The sequence below is a fragment of the Acinetobacter sp. C32I genome, from assembly GCF_023702715.1.
Taxonomy (GTDB): domain Bacteria; phylum Pseudomonadota; class Gammaproteobacteria; order Pseudomonadales; family Moraxellaceae; genus Acinetobacter.
Genome location: NZ_CP098480.1, coordinates 268,986 through 287,482, shown reverse-complemented (window position 1 = coordinate 287,482; position 18,497 = coordinate 268,986). Strand labels below are relative to the sequence as shown.

Genomic DNA, 18,497 nt, shown 5'->3' with positions numbered 1-18,497 from the left:
GTGACATTGGCAACCAAATGAATCACCACGGATAATGTTGAGAGATTCGTATTCACAGCTCATATCTGAATTATCCTTTTTTAATTACCAATTGCCATCCAATAAAAACTCGTATTTGGAGTTGCTGAACTACCTTCATAAATTTTGAATTCGCTGTTACTCACAATTTCAACATAAACCTTACTGGTTCCCTCACCCGTAATCTGCTGTGCGACCAAGGAAAAAGCATTGTTTGGAAATTCGATCGGGAAATATTTCATATTCCCATCATCATCAGCACGGCCCCATTGAAAAATTAATCCGTTTGGTAACGCCGTCCAACCATTTTGAGCTGCTGAGTAGTTCCCAAGATACATAGATGCGGCTGTCAAAACATTGTTAACAGTTAAATTTCCTGTGATTGTTCCGCCTGATAGACCTAGTTTCCCATTAATTTGGGACTGCAGGTTGTTATCCGCACTTATACGCGCATTCTCCTCACCATAGATATTTTGCTGAAGGTTGTAATCAGCATTTGAACGAGTATTGGATTCATTGTCGATTGCTTGCTGTAAGTTGGTATCTGCATTAGACCGTGTTGCTGCTTCATCGCTAATAGATTGTTGAACTGATGCTATTTGATCTTGTCGAGTGGTAATTTCAAGGTCAATCTTGTCATTAAGCAGATTATCGCTATAAATTCGGTCTGCTTTCTCAATTGTGATTTGATCTTGCAAACTGTTTAGAATGTTCTCTAATTGATCTGTAGAGAAAAGAGCCCAACCTGATAAATCACTGTTTGGATCATTCAGGTTTCCATCGATCTTGCAGACATAAAGACGCATCCCATCATTTGAAGCAATGACGGCGCCCTTTGCATAACCCCCAACAGCATTCGCTAAATCTGCATTAAACTTATATTGACCACCGCCGTTTAACCAAACTTGATGCTGTGACAAAAAGTTTAGAATCCCATTCATGTCGCGGCCACTAGGTGGAATGCCGCCCAGTGTGATCTTTTTCATCGTTAATTCAGGGAATCCCAATTCCATTGATGCCGCCGCTTCAGCATCAGGATCTGGATTAGTTGGAATTGCATTTCTTAAACCATTTTTTGCAAAAGGAGTTGCATTTAGTGCTGGTTGAATAAGTGGCATAGTTATTAATTCCCACAAAAAAACCGCATCACGCGGTTTGTTTAATATTGATCTTTACGCCTGCGGGCTTCTGAACAACCCCTGACTGCGCCAAAATTGCATACTCAAGGTTGGTTAATGCAAACTCAAAAACGTAATTGACCTGCATGCCGCCCACCTCCTCTACATAACAGCGCCTATTGTTAAAGAGTTGTCTAAGCAAAGCATTCAAGGCTTGTGCATTTGTGGCTGAAATGTTAGCCAAGGCTTTGGTGATAATTAAAATTCGATATTGCACATCATCAAGAATATAGACTGTACCGATTGGGATCGTTTCATCATAAAATGGCGCTTGATCGAAAGGCTGATATTCAGAGTCCTTAAAGCCAAAATAGTCCTCTGGATCTGTCACTCTTAGCGACCGACTAACACCAACAATCTTGCCCCAAATATCCAAGCCAAAACCCTGCGCCGTGTTCAAGTCCCAAACGAAATCATAGAAATTCTCCATATTGGTCCTAGGATCAATATATTCATTCATGGATTCGATGAGTTGATTTATAGATGGGCTATTGGCGTACTGGCTGATAATTGTCTGTTGTACGTTTTCCATATCACACCTGCACTACAGTAATTTGAGACTCTGAGATTGTTGGTGCTTGATCGATGCCAAGTGCAACTGATGTGGCATTGGGTGAGGTTAAGCCAAGCAGTACCTGAAGAATCTCCACCCGTGCATCAATCTTACTAATCCCCGCATAAAACCGACTGGCAAAAATGGTGCCGCCAATCCTTGCACGTGCTCCGCCGTCACTGCCGTTAAAAGTGCTGATTACGGCGGCTTTAACCAGGTCATTAATGTTTGAGGGCAACAGTGCATTCATCGCTATCTGGACCTCAATTAATACAGGCGTTAATGCAGGACGTTGAAACTTAACCTCATAAGTCGGCTTAGGATAACTATAGCTATCATCAGTTACAGTGACGGCTGTGTTGCCGTTATAGTCACAACCAACATTTTTTTTAGTCCAGATTGTTAGTCCAATATCATCACTATCACCACCGACCACGGCCACGTAAATTGAATGTGGTTGCATTTGATAATTGGTCGCTCCCACTGTGGCAACACTTCCCCGTGTATTTTCGATGGCATAAACATCAATAACATTATCCAAATCAAAAACAGCACCATAGATCGAAGGCAGGGAGCCATGAGCATTTTTTGCTACAGACTGTCTACGGCGAAATTCAAAATCCGATCTGTTCTCTACATCTGAACCAGTGATACCTGCACTTGGGTTGTCTACATTCTCCCAACCAACAACAGCACGATAAATTTTCACTGCATTTTCTGGACAAACGATTGGACCAGTTTCCAAGCATTCAAAATTTACTGTAGCCTGCCCGCTTGCATTCAGAACTGCAAGTTCAAGGCTTTGATAGATATTGCCTGATTGATCTGTAATTAATGAGCCTTGTGGGATTGTAGTTCCAATAACACCAGTACAAATACATTGAACAACCGTTGATGTTGCTGGATGACGATTAAGGAAGTAAATGCGGCCAATTGCGTCTTGCATAAACCCACTTGCCACATCTGGATCTACTTGATTGACAAACTCCGCAAAAGCACTGTTATGGTCGCCAATAATTGCCGTGGTGCTGCTGATTAATTGCCCCTGTGGTGTCTCTAAAGCAGGATTTAGATTGCCACCTAGTGCAGCATTATAGTCTTGGTATACGCCGTCTAAAATGACTGATTCTTGAGGCAATACAAGGCCGCTTGGTGTGAATTGTATCTTTGGAACGCTAGATGTTGACACTTCCTTTTGCTCCCGATGTATCTGTAAATTGAATTTGACCTGTTACTGTCCGATCATCCAAAGGATTTAAAACAACCTTTGCGGTCGTCACAGTTGCAACAGATAAGGCTGCATTTTTAAAATAGCTATAGAGAAGTGACGGCGGTGGTAAATATCCCAGTACTTGAGAAAAGTATGGAATCCCTTTGGATGTGTCGTACCACAACTCACTCTCAAAAAGTTTTACCGCACTGGCCACATCTTGGGCTACTGCGTAGGGTTCAGCAGCTAAAGCAAAATTACCTTCAGCATCCAACACTAAATCCCACGTATCTTGGTCTAAAAGTAAAGTTTTCATTGTTGTGGTGGTCCTGAGTTGCTGGTACCTGATTGCACACCAGTTGTAATATGTGTAAGCAAGCTAACAGTCTTGGCGAATACATCGATTAAGGATTTCATGACACCCTTCACAGTCAATGTTTTTTCAATTTCCACATCACCGCTGAAACTCACTTTCGATGAAACTATGTTGATACCATCGTCAGTAAACTCGATGTACTGAGACGGCGCACCATTTAGAAATCCACCAAAGTAAAGACCATCGGACCAATCAAACTTACGATATGAACCAGGATTGGCGACTTTCTTGGTTGCTACTACTGACGAAATATCACGGCTGCAAAAGCCGCACATCCCAATATCACCTACTTTTGGATCAATAATGATTGCACTCGCACCGCCTTGGATTCTGAAATATGGGATTTTATAAATCACCCCATGCTCAACCGCCTTTCTATCTCCTGTCATTTGGTTTACTAATGGCTGAACATCAACAAACCCTACAGGAGCAGTGCCACCTGCATTAACGCCAACTACTTTTACCAATGAAACAGTCTGAATATCATTAAGCATCTGACTGATAAAAAACCGCTGAGCTATGGCCGAGTCTAAAGTGGTGGAGCTATTTTGTTGTCCAAAATTCTCATGCTGTTGCTGCATACTGGAATCTCCTAGCCTCGACTTGGCAGAACCATGCGCCGTTTGGCTTTTCACTTTCAAGCTGATAAGAAAGACTAATTACAAGCCATTCACCGTTTACAATGTCCAAGGTGTTTTCTAATTTGATTCTTCCTCGATATTGAATACGTGGATCAAACAAGGTGTTTATACAAATCCCATTCTTGTTGTATGTGGGATAACCTACTAATCCAGTGGACGGCGAAATAACTGGAATTTCAGCCTGATCGATTACGCCGTTTTCCTCTGGCATGATTATTAAAGAATCATCTTCAATAAACATTGCAATGCCGGCATGTTCTGCAATGGCACGGGCCTGTTTCATTAATGTGCCACTGAAATAGCGGCTTGTAATACGTCCTTGAACACCTTTGTTGCTAAATGAATAACCCATGCTATCTGCAAGGGTTTTCATTACTGCTGAAATTTCCACATCATCAAGATATGAACTAGGCAAAGCTGCTTTGATCTGGTCCGTATAACCTGCCGTAGCATCAATTACCAAACAGGTGTCAGGGGCAACCGAATAATCCGCCCAAGCATTTGCGATCTGGCCGCCGAATACCATAGCCATTCCAGATTCTTCGTCACCTGCAAAAACTGAAATTGTATTTCGATTTACGCCCAAAACCTCCCAAGCCAAAATGCTCAATGCATTCATGTCAGCTTGTTTCATGCCATAGATTTTGATACGTGAACAAAAACCCTCACCAAATACACCAACCTTTTTGATTTCAGCAATTACACGAAAACCTGATAGATCGATGGTGTTTGCGTCACCTTGATTACTAAACACCTTATTGGCCATAGTGATGCGTACATCTATTTTTTTCTTTGTAAAGCTGCTCATAAATCGGTAGCCTCCAAGTAATAGAGCATGTATCGAGTGCCTAGGCCTGTATATTCAGGATCTTTATTTCCCTGCATGTCCATCACTATAAGATCACCAACAAAGCCTAAATATCGTTGCCTCACCAGTGGCACGGCGTTTCTTACTAATCGAGTTGTTACCACTGGCCTATCATTCACGCGTAGATCAAAAAAAATCCCTGTGCTTTTCTGGTACAGGGATATTTGACAGTTTTGGTTCGCAAGAATCACGCTTACAACCTGCGATGGTATGGATTGAATCGGAATTTGTTGCATAGTCTTAATCCCACAAGCCTAAGATTTTATTTATAAGAGAATCTTTTTTTACTGCCTGCGGTTGAACCTTTCCAATGTTTATTGGCGGTTTGGCATCAGGTTGCTTTGAATTTACGGTTGCAGTTGGTGCATCAGATTTAGTGTAGGTCACTTTGGTTTGTCGCACCTCAACCAGACTAATATCAACAATCAACATGTGTGCGCCGTTGCTTTGCTCACGGCGATAATTGTATTCAGCAATATTGCAACTGGTGTATGTTTTCTCGGGGGTTACTACATGCACAAGGGTTAATGATTTAGATAGCTCGTCAATGGTGTCTAAAAATTCAGACCTAGCATTTAATGCGCCCTTTCCAAAAGCACTAGCGCCGTCCTCCAGCACATTAGCAAGCTCACCCAATGTTTTTAATCCACTGCCTTTGCATAGCCGAACTGTGGTTTCAAAAGGGCTTGCCACTTTGTTGTAACTTGCAAATGCGCCTTCAGCTACTGGATGTTGAGAAACTTTACTTGAGTTTTTAAAGGACAAATCAATAACGGTGTCAGCAATAACTAGCGCCTCTCCACTTTCGCTGAAAATACCCCAATTGCTTTCGGTGGTTAATGCCCGCCATATCTCGCCCTGAACCTTTCCCAGTACGGCGCGTACTGTTGTTGACTGGTTATTTAACCGTTTTAGTGTTGGCACACCTGGTAAATTTGGAACATTTGGGAATGGTGGTTTTGGAATAGGTGTTAATGCCATTGTTTGCTCCAATAAAAAAACCCGCACTTGGCGGGTTTGGGTTTGAATAAGTCATCTATGCGATGAATAACTTCTTATGGATCAGCAATCCTCAGCTTAACGATTTCTAAGTCATCTGCGCGATGAATAACGATGTTGCTTTACTTGCACAAGCAAATCTGAGTCTCTAAATCATCTGTGCGATGAGTAAAAAAAAACCCTCAGGGCTTTCAATATTAAAATCCTTGCTTGATTAACTCTTTTTAAATAAATTATTGATTTATTAAAAAGGGGGAAGAATATGAGAAAAATACTGTTAGCTTTACTTCTAGGCCAGTGTATCTATGGTCATGCAGAAAATGTAGATATGGACGGTTGCACAAAAGTGGAAAGTATTGATAACCTCTCGTTCATGCGTGCTGTATTTCAAACCTGTGGTTTTAATAATCAACCCAAGCAGAAATTGTTATTAAAAACAATAGAACAGATGGAGAGTGAACGATGCAATTTCTCACCAAATGAAATAAAACCAGATCAAAATTTAGTTCAACAGAAAATCAAAGAATTAGAGAAGGAAAACTTCACTTCTGCAAAAAAATTGGAAGCGTGTAAAAAAACAAGTAATTTGCTTCAATCAGTAGTTAAAGAATACGAAGATAGTAAAAAGCCCAACTATAAGGTAGGAAGTTTTGATGACCCAAACATCCCAGGTGGATATAAACAACGCTGTGGAATGATCGTGGGTCATTTAAATCGAACCATTTCAGATTATCAAGATGCTTTTTACGGGAAAATGCCATTAGACTTGATGGATGAGGACCGTACAATCATGTCAAGTGATGATAGTATTCCTTACACACCTTATCAAATTTATGATTTAGACAAGAAAATCAAAAAGTTGATTTTTTCAGATAAAAAATACGCTTCAAAACTCAACACCTTTATGAATAATTTCAAGAAACAATGCTTGGTGGATATTCAGAAATATGACAAGGAAAGAACTAAAAGAAATTCACTCCATGACTATTCTAAAGATTAGAATCATAAATGGACTATTACCTACAACAACATATGGAATAATGTCATGAAACCAATTTTTCTGTTAATTATCCTATTAGCACCTACCACTGTATTTGCTCAATATTTTCCACCAGCGAAAATCCAAAAGGACATCGAAAAGTTAGAGATACTCACTGATCAATGTCGCGGTGGATCTGGGGATAAGCCGCAGACATGGACGGCTTGTAAAGAGCAAGAAAAATTAGCAGAAAAGATTAAAAAGAACGGTTGGTGCTGGGGTGCAAACTTTGAAGATGCCCATGAGTATCAAAAATACTGGCTCCCGTGTAAGCTCAATAAAAATTAACTCATACCAGAATCAAATCTATAAACTTCAAAAGCCCGATTTTTTTCAGTGATAGTACTGGAAATATCTTGGGCTATCATATTTGCATCAGTAGCTTGTGTGTGAATATGAATCTGACCAATATGGGTTTCAGCGCTAAAAGCATTAGCGCGATTATTCACACTTGCAGTACCACCTAGTCCAGCTTGCTTAATGTCTTGTTGCCCCCTTGCACCTGCTCCACGCGGAGAAAACCCTCCACCTGCCATCCTGTTGGCTAAATCAGCCCGCTTCCTTGCTTCCTCCTCAACATATTTGGGACGCTCGTAATATCGCGATACTATTGATCCAGCATCACTTGCCGATCGTGCGTTTCTCAATCGGTTACCTGCAGCAATTTCACCACCTTTTGTTAGTTCATATTGAACAGCAGAAAGTTGTTCTTGAAAACTAGCACTTAAAATTGGTTTGCCCAAATACTTTTCTAAATCAGCACGGCGTGCAGGATGCCATTGTGCAAGACCATGGGCTTTTCCACCATCACCTACAGCATTCGTTTTCATGGCGCTTTCACTTAGTAAATTAGCTGCAAGTCCAATCGCCTGTTCCCTTGTCCACCCTTTACTAACAAAGTAATCAATTGCTATTTTAGTTCTATTTTCAGTTTCCCCTTTTGGTAATTGCGATTGCTGTTGTGGCGCATAAGGAAGGGCTGGTTGTTCTGGTGGTCGATCCACTAGATGACTACGAAGAAACCTAAGCACATTTGCGGGGTTCATTGGGTTATTGGCTAAACCTTTTTTAATTAGGCCCCACCCACCCATGGAAGCGTCCAAATTTTGTTTTGGGACAGGCTGATTTAGCTGTTCATCAGTTAAATTTCTGATGGCCTCATTGCTTTCTGTAGAAATCAGAACACGGGCTGCACGTTTCCAATCGCCGTTAAACAGAAACTCTAAAGCAGTCGCTACATTAGTGATTGTTCTCAAAACACCGTGAAGAATATCTCCAATTTCACCGAACGCGCTTTTAAGCACACTTTTGAAACTAAAAACTTTATCAGTAGAACCTGTGAGTCGCATTAAAGATTCCCACATTTTATCCAAAGCTTCAGTTGCGTCCTTAATCTCTTTTTCCCAAACTGCCCAATTGATGAAGGAATTACTGCCTTTTTTCCATGCTTGGTAATCATCCCAAAGCAGGCCAATAGCTGCCGCTAGTGCCGCAACCGGTGCAGTCAGCGCCACTGCGGCTGCAAGTGCAGGGACCAGCGTTAAGGCTATTACACCACCAATTGCGGCCAAAGCACCCACAACGAAATCCTCGTTTTCTTCAAGCCACCCAAACACCTCTTTTAAGGTACCAAGAAACTCATGCAGATACGGTGCCACAAAATCTACAAACTCACGGGATGTTGAAGCTACATTTTGCTTTAACTCTGTGAATGAGCGCATTAATTCACGCGCCGTTTCCGCTTGTTTCTGTGTGATTAAAGAGTTCTTTTGCTGAGTTTCAATCATCTTTTGAAGCTCAACACGCCCTTTCATAATCGCATCAACTTCACCAGCACCGAAACCCGCATTTGTAGTAAGACTAAAGAACTGCTCTTTACTAAATTTGCCGCTGTCATACTTCGACGCTAGATCCAAATAGATGGCACTCAAGTCACGCGCCTTGCCTTGAGCATCAGCAAACTGGATATTCATCATAGAAAGGAAATCGGTCATTGGACCTGATTCACCCTTATAGAATATCCCTGTAATTTCCTGAGCCAAACGGCTAGCGCTTTGCCCAGTTTCGTCAGCTTTACCGCCAATCTGCTCGACGATATTACTAAGCGCATGTAATTCCTGTGTTGTTTGCCCTGTATGAGACGATAAGCGCCCCAAAGCTGCTTCAACCAGAATTACATCTGTTACTAGGTCTTTGAGTCCAGAAGTGCCCGCCACGGCGACAAAAGCACTAGTCATCACCTTCTTAAATTCATTTACGCTAGAAATGACTTTTTTGAAACCGTCCTCGATCTGCTTTGCTTGCTTTCGGCTTTCTTCAGTAAGTTCACGACCACCCTTTTTAACCAGGTCCTTATTCTTATTGAAGTCAGAGGCATCTAGCCCAAGGGTCATTACTAGAGCATCAATCACTGTTGCCATTAATTTTCGCCTCATTGTAATTGTTAATACTGATGATTTCTAAAAAGTTATAGGCATCTTCAGCACTATAAACAGACTGCAATTCCGCTAAGGTTGCCAACCGACTAGAGACGATCGTGCCAATGATTGCGGGTACATTAAGATATTCAAGAAGGGCAATATTGCTGCCGATACTTACTCCGAAATCGGGGCTTTCTCGGCTTTGGAAAAATTTACATGCAACATGAACGCTTCCTTTTTAAGCTTCATATATGTTGAAATTTCTTCAATATCGCCATCATCGCCGTGGATAAGCGGTCGTGTGATTGCAGGCATAATGATCTGCACACAATCCATAAGCTCATCTAAAAGCGGCTTTGCATCATCATATTGCAACTTTGACAACGCACTAAAGCCAACGTTAGCAATCCCTGCTAAGCCCATCTCAGCAACGTTATCTGGAATTTCTGCCCCTGCATTTGTTAATGCAAGTAGTGCACGGGTTGCCCAAGCTTCAGCTTGATATGCTGACATCTCTGTGATTAAAAACTTTTTGCCCTTATCACGATTATCCTGGTCAATAAGTACTGTGCCGGTCTTACGCATGTCTGCCTCTGCTATTAAAAAAGCCTGTGATTTATGGTCACAGGCTTAATGAATGTTTTTGATGTGTGGGGTTATACAATTGCCTTGGTTACTGACTCAAAAGTGATTTGATACTTTTGAGGTTGCAATGTTTTCTTTGCATCTGGCAATTGGTTTGCATTGGTAATGACACCGCGAGTAAATGTATAGTTGGTACCAGTTGCAGGTAAGCCAATAACAGCGTCTAAAAAGATCACTTCACGGGCTGCTTTTGTAGCCGCAATGATAGCATCAAACACGGCGATGCTTGGACTATCAGCTTGTAATGCCACGTTGATCTTTGTTGGATTCGGTGTATAACCAGCACTTAGGCGACCATCCACACCCATAATCGCCTCAGCCAGATCAATTGCGTCAACGGCGAAAGCGTCATCAGTTGCATAGCCTTGCAAGTTTTGCGGTGCAGGGAAAACCTCTGTAGCTGTTAAGCTGAATGTGCTATTCGCACTTGTAATAGTTGCCATTTATATAATTCTCCCCTGCCTACATCACATCAATAGATGCAAGATCAATTTTTTGAATGCTTCCGCCGTCTGTGTACCAAAGTTTCATTGGTGGTGATGTGCGGTTGCCACGGACCTGAGCTGTTGCTGGTAAAATCTGTAAGTACCAACCAACGTTTGTAAGAATGTCATCTACACGCTTTCCTGCTGCGTTATTGATTTCAGACTTCTGTTCCTCGGACAATGGAATGCCTGTTCGGATAGAGCCGAAATTCAAGCCTTCCTTAATTGGATCTAAACAGGCTGCTCGAATCAAACCATAACCATCATTGTTATATGGCAATGACTTAATACTTTTAAGCATGATCAAGATTGCTTGTTGCAATTGACTGTTCAGGTAGATTTGGTTGATGTAGGTATCCGCCCAACGCCATACACCAGTAATCTGCCCATTCTGGAACAAGTTGAATTGTTCTGTTGCCGTTGCATACGCGCCATAAAAGTTGTAACCATTGGCTAGCAGGTTTTGGGCTGTGGTTGTATCGGTGACATTTGGGGCAATGCCTGCTTGTCCTTTATAGGCAAAGGTAATGCGCCCATTAAACTCAGTGAAATCGATACTAGCTGCAGTACCACAGACAAAAGCACCTTTATCTAGCTCACCGTAAACAGGGATTGTTCCATCATAATTTAAGGTGGTTAGATATGCCCCTACTGATTGGCCATCAGCTTGAGTCGCTTGAATGTCTGTATCCCACATGACATAGGCATAACGTAATTCCTGATTATTGGTCCATTCAGCAAATGCAACTTTATTATCTGAATCAGGCTCAAATAAGGTTGTGAATGTTCCCCAATTCTGCGTCTGTTGAGTCACATTGTCCATAGCGGTTGCAGGTGTATCAGCTTCAGCACCTTGTGACAGAATCGCACCTTTATCTTGTGTTAAAAGCAAGGAGCTAGCTAGAGTTCCAGTTGCGAAATCAATAGTTGAATCTGCAATCGACTCACTTGTTGAGCGAATCACAAAGGCTTTGTAAAACTCATCATAGGTAACGTTGGCGCTAATCGCCGTGCCGATGATGGTTGCAGCATTCGCAAAGCTAGTCGCAGCTGAAAGGTTGATATTTGCTGCTGTTTTGGTTTGCCCATCAATATCGATGCTCAAGCTTCCAGACAGTGCTTTTAATTGAACCAATGTGAAGTTTAAGCTATTACCACGGGTCCAAGCTTCTACATCTGTGGCTAAGTAAGTGGCAAAGTAAATTTTACCGGGTTTAATGTTTGAACCATCGAAGCCTTTGAAGTAAATAGTCGCTGCTGCGTACTCCTCAGATTCAATGCCAAAGTAGGTTTTAACATCGTCGCGAGTTGCAAACGGCGTTACCGACTTTGCGGGCAATGATTCATTGGTTGTTAAAATAACCCCATTGAGAGATAGCGCTGAACCACCAGTTCCCACAACGGATGGCAGAACATTCACTAACTGATTTGCAGGAATGGTTTTCATAGTTTCCTCTTTGTTTAGGCAATAAAAAACCACCCGTAGGTGGTTGAGTTTAGTTTTTTAAACTGGTGTTGGTGATAGGCAAGCTGTTAGTTCGTAATCTTCACCCTCGACATTAGTTATCCAATTTACTGGTGTAGATCCATCTCTGACCCAAAACTCAATTGTTAGGTCCTCGCCATCATCTATTAGCTCAATAAACTTTAATTTCATTCTCACATCACTACCTGATACATTCTGAATAATAGTGTTGTAATCAATTTCGTTTTCGAGGCTGAACTCAAACGGACATTCAGGGGTTTTGTTCTTGGTTAATGAAACACTTAAATGGTCAGGTTCCACAACAGATAAATTGGTCAACGATGTAAATAAAACACCTGTAACAGCATCAGTAATCTCCATTTTCCAACGTTCATCAGGAAATGGGTCAACACTATAAGATGCTGAAATAACTAGCTGATTCGTTGCACCATCACAACTGATCTGATTTGACATTGGGGATAGGCAGAACTGAAACTGACCTTCATTTGGACTTAATATTGTTGGATTTTCATTTTCTGGATGAATTTCAAAATCACATGCACTTGTCCAAGGGGCAATAAGTATTCTAAGATTTTCATTAGAAATATTCTTAATTGTCCAATCGGTTGGCCATGTAGCACCATCATATATCCAAGCTTCAATTTCTAGTGTGTTAGGCGGAACAACCGTATTTATCACATGTTCCAGATATGATGTTTCTCCTAGGCTATCCCAATTAAAATCTCTGTAAAAAACATCATTAATGACCAAGTTATAACCTGAATTATTAATATTATTACCAGTTGATGAAAATCTTGCGCTTGGAGTAGCACCATCACAGCTGATCAGCGGCGGTTGAGTGCTGTCATATTCATAAACACCTGGTGTGACTCTTTGCTTTGCCACCACAACACTTGGCATTATTTGTACCAAGGACTTAGCACCAATTACTTTCATAAACTAACACTCATTTTCGGATTTACCTGAAAACACGCCGTAATCATCCAGCGCTTTTCGTACTGCTGCTCAGAATTGACTATAGGCAAATGTTTTGGATCGTCCGCATAAAGCGGCTTGATATTTTCAGGAAATTGACTGGTGGAATATTCATCACGAAACAATGTGGTCAGCAAGGTTGCCCATGCATTTGATGGTTCGCCGTAGCAATCAATCTGGACTGTCCATTTTTGAGGCTGGACAATATCCTTTTTGCCCACATCGTAATCAAAGTGATTGGTTGCTATTCGATCATTAAACAATGTCGTCATTGCTATAAACGCCTTATCAGGCATAGCAATCTGATTCTGTAATCCTTGAATTACGTCCTCTGATTCAGGAATTACAGACAAAATAAAACGGCGAATCGCCGTATATAAATCTTGTTCTGTTAAGTCTGGTTGGTTTGTTGACATACAATCACCTTACACCAATCTGGCCACACTTCAGCAACCTGAACAACAAGCCATTTCTTTTGCTCACAGCAACCAACATCGGCGAACTCAATTAAATCACCGCCTTTCTGATTGGATCTAACAATACCGCTTAACTCGCCATAAAGATAAACAGTGCGGAATATACCCTGCATGTTCAAATTGTTTAGGCGCTCAAGGTCACGACCATTCACACCCTGAACTTGTATTTTCCCTTTCGAGATTCTGTACTTAGGGGTGCGGATACCTGCGTCATTTGTCTCATATTCGCCTGTAGCCTTATGCAAGCATGCTGGAATATCTGGATTGACTGCATTGATTGCACCACGCACTAAACCATGTAAATTCATTCAATATCCCACCCTGTAGCTCGTTGCATTGTTCCTGTTTCCACCAAGGGTTTATTAAAGCCTTTCTTACGCACCGTGGACGGCGCATTAGGTGGGTCTGAGAACTCCACAATTGATTGAGTTAATTGGTCCTTGATACCCTCACCCATTAAGGCAAATACCTTAGGAACATCACCATTGTGTATTTTCATCAGGTTTCCGAAAGCTAATGACCAGCCTGATTTATTTTTTTCGATCATGCTTCTGAAAAATGGCCTTGGCGGGATAACGACTTGATGAGCTGGTACTGTGTGCTCTGTTGCAAAATTTGATTGGCTTTTTCTAACAAACTTGCCATTTTTATTAAAGGTACCGTCTTTGCGTATAGAACGGTAAATCGTTGTTTTACTTTCAGGCACATTTATTGTTGGTCCGTATTCATTCCAAAAGGCAACTTGAGCCACTGGCAAGCCATCCTCTGGATATGTTTCTGTCTCTAAAAAGCCAACTCTTAGGGTTGCATCTTGTTCTAGTCTCTTGGCTAATTCATCCAGATACCTTTCAAACCTATCACCACCCAATACATCAGCCATTTAATGATACCTCCGTGGAGCAGGTACATATCGCATAGTTCTGTATTTTGCAGTTAAGGCCCAATATTCAGAACCATAAACAGTTTGCATATACCACGCTTGGGATTTGGTTACTGGCCCCGCATCTGTCGAAACAGATACAGAACCTTCACTTGCTGAACTAATACGACCAACCAAATTACCGTTACCCTTCGCCGTTTGCTGCCCCAATTGAGCGATATGAGCTGTTAAAAGGTAAAGTAAGATACGGCGTTCCTTTTCATCCTTAACAATACTGCTATCAGTGTTTTTAAGTTTTAAGCAAGCCTCATCAAAATACATTTCCAGCAATTCGCTATTGGTACCTGAAAACTCAGGGAATCGAGCAACAAAATTGTCTGCATTAAAGATAACGGTCATTGTTCAGTCCTTATTTTTCTAGTGCTTCAATACCTTCTGGCTTTTTACCTGGATCAAGCGGCTCTAAACCAGTCTTTTCCCCTGCCTTTTCTTTGGCTTCAGATTTAACCGAAGCTGCTTCAGTGTGTGCAAAAACAAAGCCACCCTTCACATAAGGCATGTGTTTATTCTGCTCAAGCCAAACATCCCAAAATTCGGTTTCTACATTTTCGGTGATACCGAATCCACCAACGATGTGAGATGTATTCAAGCCGTTAAATTTGACTTCTACGCCGTCAACCTCAGCAATCAAGCCGTTTGGTAATTTGCAGCCTACAATAACTACGCTGCCTTTCTTTGCTGTTGCCATTGGTTTATACCCCTAACATTTGAACGAATGCGAACGGACGGAAAATCACAGTACCGAAAGTACCTTGTGACTTCTTCTGCTCATAGCTTGATGTCTTAACAACGATGTTGTGTGCACGTAGCTTTTCAGTGAATGCACACGTTGCGCTTTCCTGCCCTTCAATTTCAGGAGCAAACAATTGAACTAACTCACCTGAAGCGGTTGAGTATTCAGGCGCTGTTTCCAATTCAAGGTTGGGGAAGTTTGTTTTGAGCTGAGTTCGTACATTTACGTTGTACTGATTGGTCTTGTTAAAGGCCAATGATGTTGTTGGAGATGTCACCAACTTCAAAGGTGTGTCTTGATCAATTGAACCATTACCTTGAGAAATTAAACGGCGTACTAAGCGAGCCACATCGTTATAAACAGTCAAGGCATCAGTCGCATCTAAGGACCACTGAGCGGTTGGTGTGATTGGTGCTGATAATGTTGGATCATTCAGCAATCCATAACACTGCAAACCTGCAACACCGTAAAAGTACGTTTTGTTCTGATACTTATTCAGAGTCAGGATTGATGCGATATTGGTACGGGTTGCCCAGTCAATACCAGCTAAACCAGCCTTTGCAAGTTGACGTTCACCCCAAGCTGTGGTTGTTTGGTAATGGTAGCTTTGACGCATCGGGAAATTGGCATTTACGCCTGAAGAACCGTTGTCGTTGAAGTCGCCGTAACTTGACGTTTCTCCTGTTGACTCAACAACTGGAAAGGTTGCTGTTTCAGTGGTCCAATCGCCTTTCTTTGTTTCACCTACAATTACAGCTGCTTTCATAGGAGCAACCAAAGTTTCGATAACTTTAGGGTCCATGTAGTTTGCTAGGAATGCAGGAATACCCGCATTGGCACCTGTGACCATGACAGGCTGAGCATCCATTGCAAGGTGTGGATCTGTAATCTGAGTGCCAAACGGCAGGATTACACCCACTGTTGCTAAATATTCTAATTCATCCATCGTTTACGCGCCCCATGTTGTGATTTTGATTAATTCATTGGCTGATGCTGCACTTGCAACTAACCAGTCTGTTTCGATATACCCGGCTACTGTGGCACCTGCAGCTTCTGTTTTTACATCACCTGTTGTAAGTGATGCATAAACCTTTTGGCCAACCGTTGCATTGGTTAATGTCTGCGCCCAAAAGTCACCAGCAACATGAATCGTCAGCGACAAACCTTGTGGAATAACGTTTGATGCCTCATCCAGCCAAGTTGTGATAAGCGCTTGGTTTTCGCGATGAATAAAGCCCTGTGGCTTGCCTGAACCTGCGTTACTAACAACGCCGTTCACCGCCCATGCGAAACGACCTACAACGGCGCCAGTTGCACCTGCCACCAATGCACCTTCTCCAGCAAGCAAAGCTGCACGTGGGTTATTTGATGCAAAGTCACCAGCAACCGCAGGAGCTTGTTGTAATTGAACTTGTTTTTGGAAACCCATGTTATTTACCCCTGTTTGATTCGAGAAATTGTTGGGAATTTAGCTTGCACGGCGGAAACTGATTTAGCGTCCATGGCTGTTTTGGCTTTTGGCTCGGGACTGTTCTTAAGCATTTGAACCATTGAACGGTATGCCGAAGGATGTACGCCTTTGGTATCAATCCCTTTCTGATCTAGTGCGAACTTATAGACTGATTCAGCACTATCAAGAGCAACTTGGCCCACCAATGGCTTAACATCTTCACGCGCTTGAAATAGCGCCTCAATGCGTTTGGTGGCATTCGCTTCTGCACGATCAGAAGCAACTTTAATCGCTGCATCCATAGCCGCCTTGGTTGGCTTATCATCATCGCTGTCATCTTCATCATCAGCAGGCTTTTTCTTGCCATCATCAGAATCATCGTCCTCATCGTCAGCGGGATTCTTTTTTTCATCCTCATCGCCTTCATCTTCCGCTGGCTTTTTAGGTTCAGATTCTGCCGCTTCTGCTGAGTCTTGAGCCAATTGAGCAATGATTGCGTCAATGTCCTCGGGTTTGGCATCACTTGCTAATTTCGCCTGTAATGCTTGTTTCGCTTTGGCTTTCGCCTGAGCAAGTTTTTGTTCTTTACTCATTGAAGTTCCCTCAATAAAAGGATTTTTGTCATGTACAACCACATCAGGCCCAGCCCGACCAATGTCGACCAAAGCAACGTGATTGCCCTTGATATTTCGCATTACACCGTCATAGCGCATGCCCTGATACTCGCCTGGTGTCATATCTGCATCGTAGTAATACGAGCTAGACAACTCGGCTTGTTCTTGGGATTCAATACCTGCAATCCCCACCGCATCCCAAACCATCAAATCAACATTGATGTATGGGTCACACCACTCGGTGTTACTTCCTGTTGTACCAACCACTAAGTCTTTTTTATGATCATCCGCCGATGTGCGTATATGCTTGATCATTAGTGGAAGGTTTTTAAATGTGCTAACTGCTCGTTCTAGTTCCAGTGGATCTCGGAACAAGTAGTAGACTTTGTCTCGAATCAGGCCTAAGCCTTCATAATTTGGGATTTCATATCCGTGGTAAGGGTTTACTGTGGCCTTGGTGATGGGTGAAACTTCTACACGTAGTCGCCCATCTTGGTCATAACTACGGACAGATCGGTCAAATGCTAATTTGCTCATTGTTATATCCATTAAAAAAGCACCCGAAGGTGCTAAGAGTTGAATCCTGGTATCACGGCGCGGCTTGTGCACCGACAATTGATGAGTTCGCCTGGTTGAATCCATTCGCCGTCAATGTACATGCCTTGTTCGATATCAAACTCTTTGCCATCTGCATGTACATGGCTAATCCGTGGCTTTTTACCCGCATGGGAGTGTTGCCATATTGCCTTTGTAATCCCAAGCTCTAAACGCCGTTCACGCTCAATAACAGCCTTGGCCTTGTTGTTTTGGTCTCGTGCAATGAAATCAGCACGGCGCTTTGAAATTTCATATTTGGCTTGGAGTGTTTTTGAGAGGGTATGCATATCATGGCCTGCTTTAATCGCTTGCCACACTGATTGCTGAACATCGTCAAGGTATTGACTGCCAATAGACTTGATTAAGCTAACATTCTCACCAATCGCCGCCTCTGTTTGCTCCTCTACGCGCTCACTCATATTGAAGCGCACTGTAAAACCAGCTTTTTTAAAAGCTTGCATCATTGCGCGTTCAGTATGTTGGGTTGAGCTTTTTGCAAATATCTTTGCTATTTGAGGCGCTAAGTCATTCAAACGGCGTTGCCAAAAACTTGTGAGGTTTTTAAATAGTCGCTGCATAACCAAAGCAATGTTAATGTCTTGAGCAACCTCTGACTGGTGAATGGTGTATTCAGAAATTACCTCACTCAATACATCTGAATGAATTTCATTAAGAATGCCCCGCAAAGCTTTTCTATAGGCTACTTCCACCCCGACATTGGCGTGAATAGCACGTAATGTTTTAGGTTTCATAAATTGCCTTTGGCTAAATAATAGGCTAAAATAGGAACTTGG

24 protein-coding genes are annotated in these 18,497 nt (G+C 42.1%); 2 read left to right on the top strand and 22 right to left on the bottom strand.

The window, feature by feature from the left end:
• Nucleotides 1-80: 80 nt before the first annotated feature.
• Genes NDN13_RS01435 through NDN13_RS01400 form a run of 8 tightly spaced genes read right to left on the bottom strand, consistent with a single transcriptional unit; the run spans nt 81 to nt 5,825 of the window.
• Nucleotides 81-1,136 carry a gp53-like domain-containing protein gene (locus NDN13_RS01435; protein WP_251116886.1) on the bottom strand — a complete coding sequence of 352 codons (1,056 nt, stop codon included), beginning with the start codon at nt 1,134-1,136 and terminating at the stop codon, nt 81-83.
• Between the two features lie 28 nt (nt 1,137-1,164).
• Nucleotides 1,165-1,728 (bottom strand): DUF2612 domain-containing protein, encoded by a 564-nt coding sequence (locus NDN13_RS01430; protein ID WP_251116885.1) that lies wholly within the window; start codon nt 1,726-1,728, stop codon nt 1,165-1,167.
• Nucleotide 1,729: 1 nt separating this feature from the next.
• Nucleotides 1,730-2,938 carry a baseplate J/gp47 family protein gene (locus NDN13_RS01425; protein ID WP_251116884.1) on the bottom strand — a complete coding sequence of 403 codons (1,209 nt, stop codon included), beginning with the start codon at nt 2,936-2,938 and terminating at the stop codon, nt 1,730-1,732.
• The gene (locus tag NDN13_RS01420) at nt 2,925-3,275 is read right to left on the bottom strand and encodes a contractile injection system sheath initiator (RefSeq protein ID WP_251116883.1); all 351 of its coding nucleotides are present in this window, start codon (nt 3,273-3,275) and stop codon (nt 2,925-2,927) included. The genes NDN13_RS01425 and NDN13_RS01420 overlap by 14 nt, the downstream gene beginning before the upstream one ends.
• A complete protein-coding gene (locus NDN13_RS01415) occupies nt 3,272-3,916 on the bottom strand; it encodes a Gp138 family membrane-puncturing spike protein (RefSeq protein ID WP_251116882.1) in 645 nt (214 codons plus the stop codon). Before NDN13_RS01415 ends, NDN13_RS01420 begins: the two co-directional genes overlap by 4 nt.
• Nucleotides 3,900-4,784, bottom strand: coding sequence for a baseplate hub protein (locus NDN13_RS01410; protein WP_251116881.1), 885 nt, complete (start codon nt 4,782-4,784; stop codon nt 3,900-3,902). The genes NDN13_RS01415 and NDN13_RS01410 overlap by 17 nt, the downstream gene beginning before the upstream one ends.
• Entirely contained in the window at nt 4,781-5,080 is a 300-nt protein-coding gene (locus NDN13_RS19870; RefSeq protein ID WP_502799549.1) for a phage baseplate plug family protein, read from the bottom strand. The genes NDN13_RS01410 and NDN13_RS19870 overlap by 4 nt, the downstream gene beginning before the upstream one ends.
• Nucleotides 5,081-5,084: 4 nt before the next feature.
• Complete coding sequence (locus NDN13_RS01400) at nt 5,085-5,825, bottom strand: phage baseplate protein (RefSeq protein ID WP_251116879.1); 741 nt, start codon at nt 5,823-5,825, stop codon at nt 5,085-5,087.
• 280 nt (nt 5,826-6,105) lie between these two features.
• Between NDN13_RS01400 and NDN13_RS01395 the strand changes: the two genes are divergently transcribed.
• A complete protein-coding gene (locus NDN13_RS01395) occupies nt 6,106-6,843 on the top strand; it encodes a hypothetical protein (protein ID WP_251116878.1) in 738 nt (245 codons plus the stop codon).
• A 45-nt stretch (nt 6,844-6,888) separates the two neighbouring features.
• The gene (locus tag NDN13_RS01390; RefSeq protein ID WP_251116877.1) at nt 6,889-7,170 is read left to right on the top strand and encodes a hypothetical protein; all 282 of its coding nucleotides are present in this window, start codon (nt 6,889-6,891) and stop codon (nt 7,168-7,170) included.
• On the opposite strand, the gene NDN13_RS01385 is transcribed toward NDN13_RS01390, so the two are convergent.
• The 14 genes from NDN13_RS01385 to NDN13_RS01320 form a co-directional block, all read right to left on the bottom strand.
• A complete protein-coding gene (locus NDN13_RS01385) occupies nt 7,167-9,302 on the bottom strand; it encodes a phage tail tip lysozyme (protein WP_251116876.1) in 2,136 nt (711 codons plus the stop codon). The genes NDN13_RS01390 and NDN13_RS01385 overlap by 4 nt on opposite strands.
• Nucleotides 9,303-9,476: 174 nt before the next feature.
• Nucleotides 9,477-9,887 carry a hypothetical protein gene (locus tag NDN13_RS01380; protein WP_251116875.1) on the bottom strand — a complete coding sequence of 137 codons (411 nt, stop codon included), beginning with the start codon at nt 9,885-9,887 and terminating at the stop codon, nt 9,477-9,479.
• A 71-nt stretch (nt 9,888-9,958) separates the two neighbouring features.
• On the bottom strand, nt 9,959-10,390 hold the full coding sequence (locus NDN13_RS01375; protein ID WP_251116874.1) for a phage tail fiber protein: 432 nt from the start codon (nt 10,388-10,390) through the stop codon (nt 9,959-9,961).
• Between the two features lie 19 nt (nt 10,391-10,409).
• Nucleotides 10,410-11,879, bottom strand: coding sequence for a DUF3383 domain-containing protein (locus tag NDN13_RS01370; protein WP_251116873.1), 1,470 nt, complete (start codon nt 11,877-11,879; stop codon nt 10,410-10,412).
• 57 nt (nt 11,880-11,936) lie between these two features.
• Nucleotides 11,937-12,854, bottom strand: coding sequence for a hypothetical protein (locus NDN13_RS01365; RefSeq protein ID WP_251116872.1), 918 nt, complete (start codon nt 12,852-12,854; stop codon nt 11,937-11,939).
• On the bottom strand, nt 12,851-13,309 hold the full coding sequence (locus tag NDN13_RS01360) for a phage neck terminator protein (RefSeq protein WP_251116871.1): 459 nt from the start codon (nt 13,307-13,309) through the stop codon (nt 12,851-12,853). The genes NDN13_RS01365 and NDN13_RS01360 overlap by 4 nt, the downstream gene beginning before the upstream one ends.
• On the bottom strand, nt 13,285-13,677 hold the full coding sequence (locus NDN13_RS01355) for a hypothetical protein (protein WP_251116870.1): 393 nt from the start codon (nt 13,675-13,677) through the stop codon (nt 13,285-13,287). The genes NDN13_RS01360 and NDN13_RS01355 overlap by 25 nt, the downstream gene beginning before the upstream one ends.
• The gene (locus NDN13_RS01350; RefSeq protein ID WP_251116869.1) at nt 13,674-14,249 is read right to left on the bottom strand and encodes a hypothetical protein; all 576 of its coding nucleotides are present in this window, start codon (nt 14,247-14,249) and stop codon (nt 13,674-13,676) included. Before NDN13_RS01350 ends, NDN13_RS01355 begins: the two co-directional genes overlap by 4 nt.
• Complete coding sequence (locus NDN13_RS01345) at nt 14,250-14,648, bottom strand: DUF4054 domain-containing protein (protein WP_251116868.1); 399 nt, start codon at nt 14,646-14,648, stop codon at nt 14,250-14,252.
• A 10-nt stretch (nt 14,649-14,658) separates the two neighbouring features.
• Nucleotides 14,659-14,997, bottom strand: a complete 339-nt coding sequence (locus NDN13_RS01340; protein ID WP_251116867.1) for a hypothetical protein — start codon at nt 14,995-14,997, stop codon at nt 14,659-14,661.
• A gap of 4 nt (nt 14,998-15,001) precedes the next feature.
• The gene (locus tag NDN13_RS01335) at nt 15,002-15,988 is read right to left on the bottom strand and encodes a major capsid family protein (protein WP_251116866.1); all 987 of its coding nucleotides are present in this window, start codon (nt 15,986-15,988) and stop codon (nt 15,002-15,004) included.
• 3 nt (nt 15,989-15,991) lie between these two features.
• Nucleotides 15,992-16,471: a structural cement protein Gp24 gene (locus NDN13_RS01330; protein WP_251116865.1), complete on the bottom strand. Its 480-nt coding sequence runs from the start codon at nt 16,469-16,471 to the stop codon at nt 15,992-15,994.
• A gap of 5 nt (nt 16,472-16,476) precedes the next feature.
• Complete coding sequence (locus NDN13_RS01325; protein ID WP_251116864.1) at nt 16,477-17,643, bottom strand: DUF2213 domain-containing protein; 1,167 nt, start codon at nt 17,641-17,643, stop codon at nt 16,477-16,479.
• A gap of 32 nt (nt 17,644-17,675) precedes the next feature.
• A complete protein-coding gene (locus NDN13_RS01320) occupies nt 17,676-18,455 on the bottom strand; it encodes a phage head morphogenesis protein (protein ID WP_251116863.1) in 780 nt (259 codons plus the stop codon).
• Nucleotides 18,456-18,497: the final 42 nt, after the last annotated feature.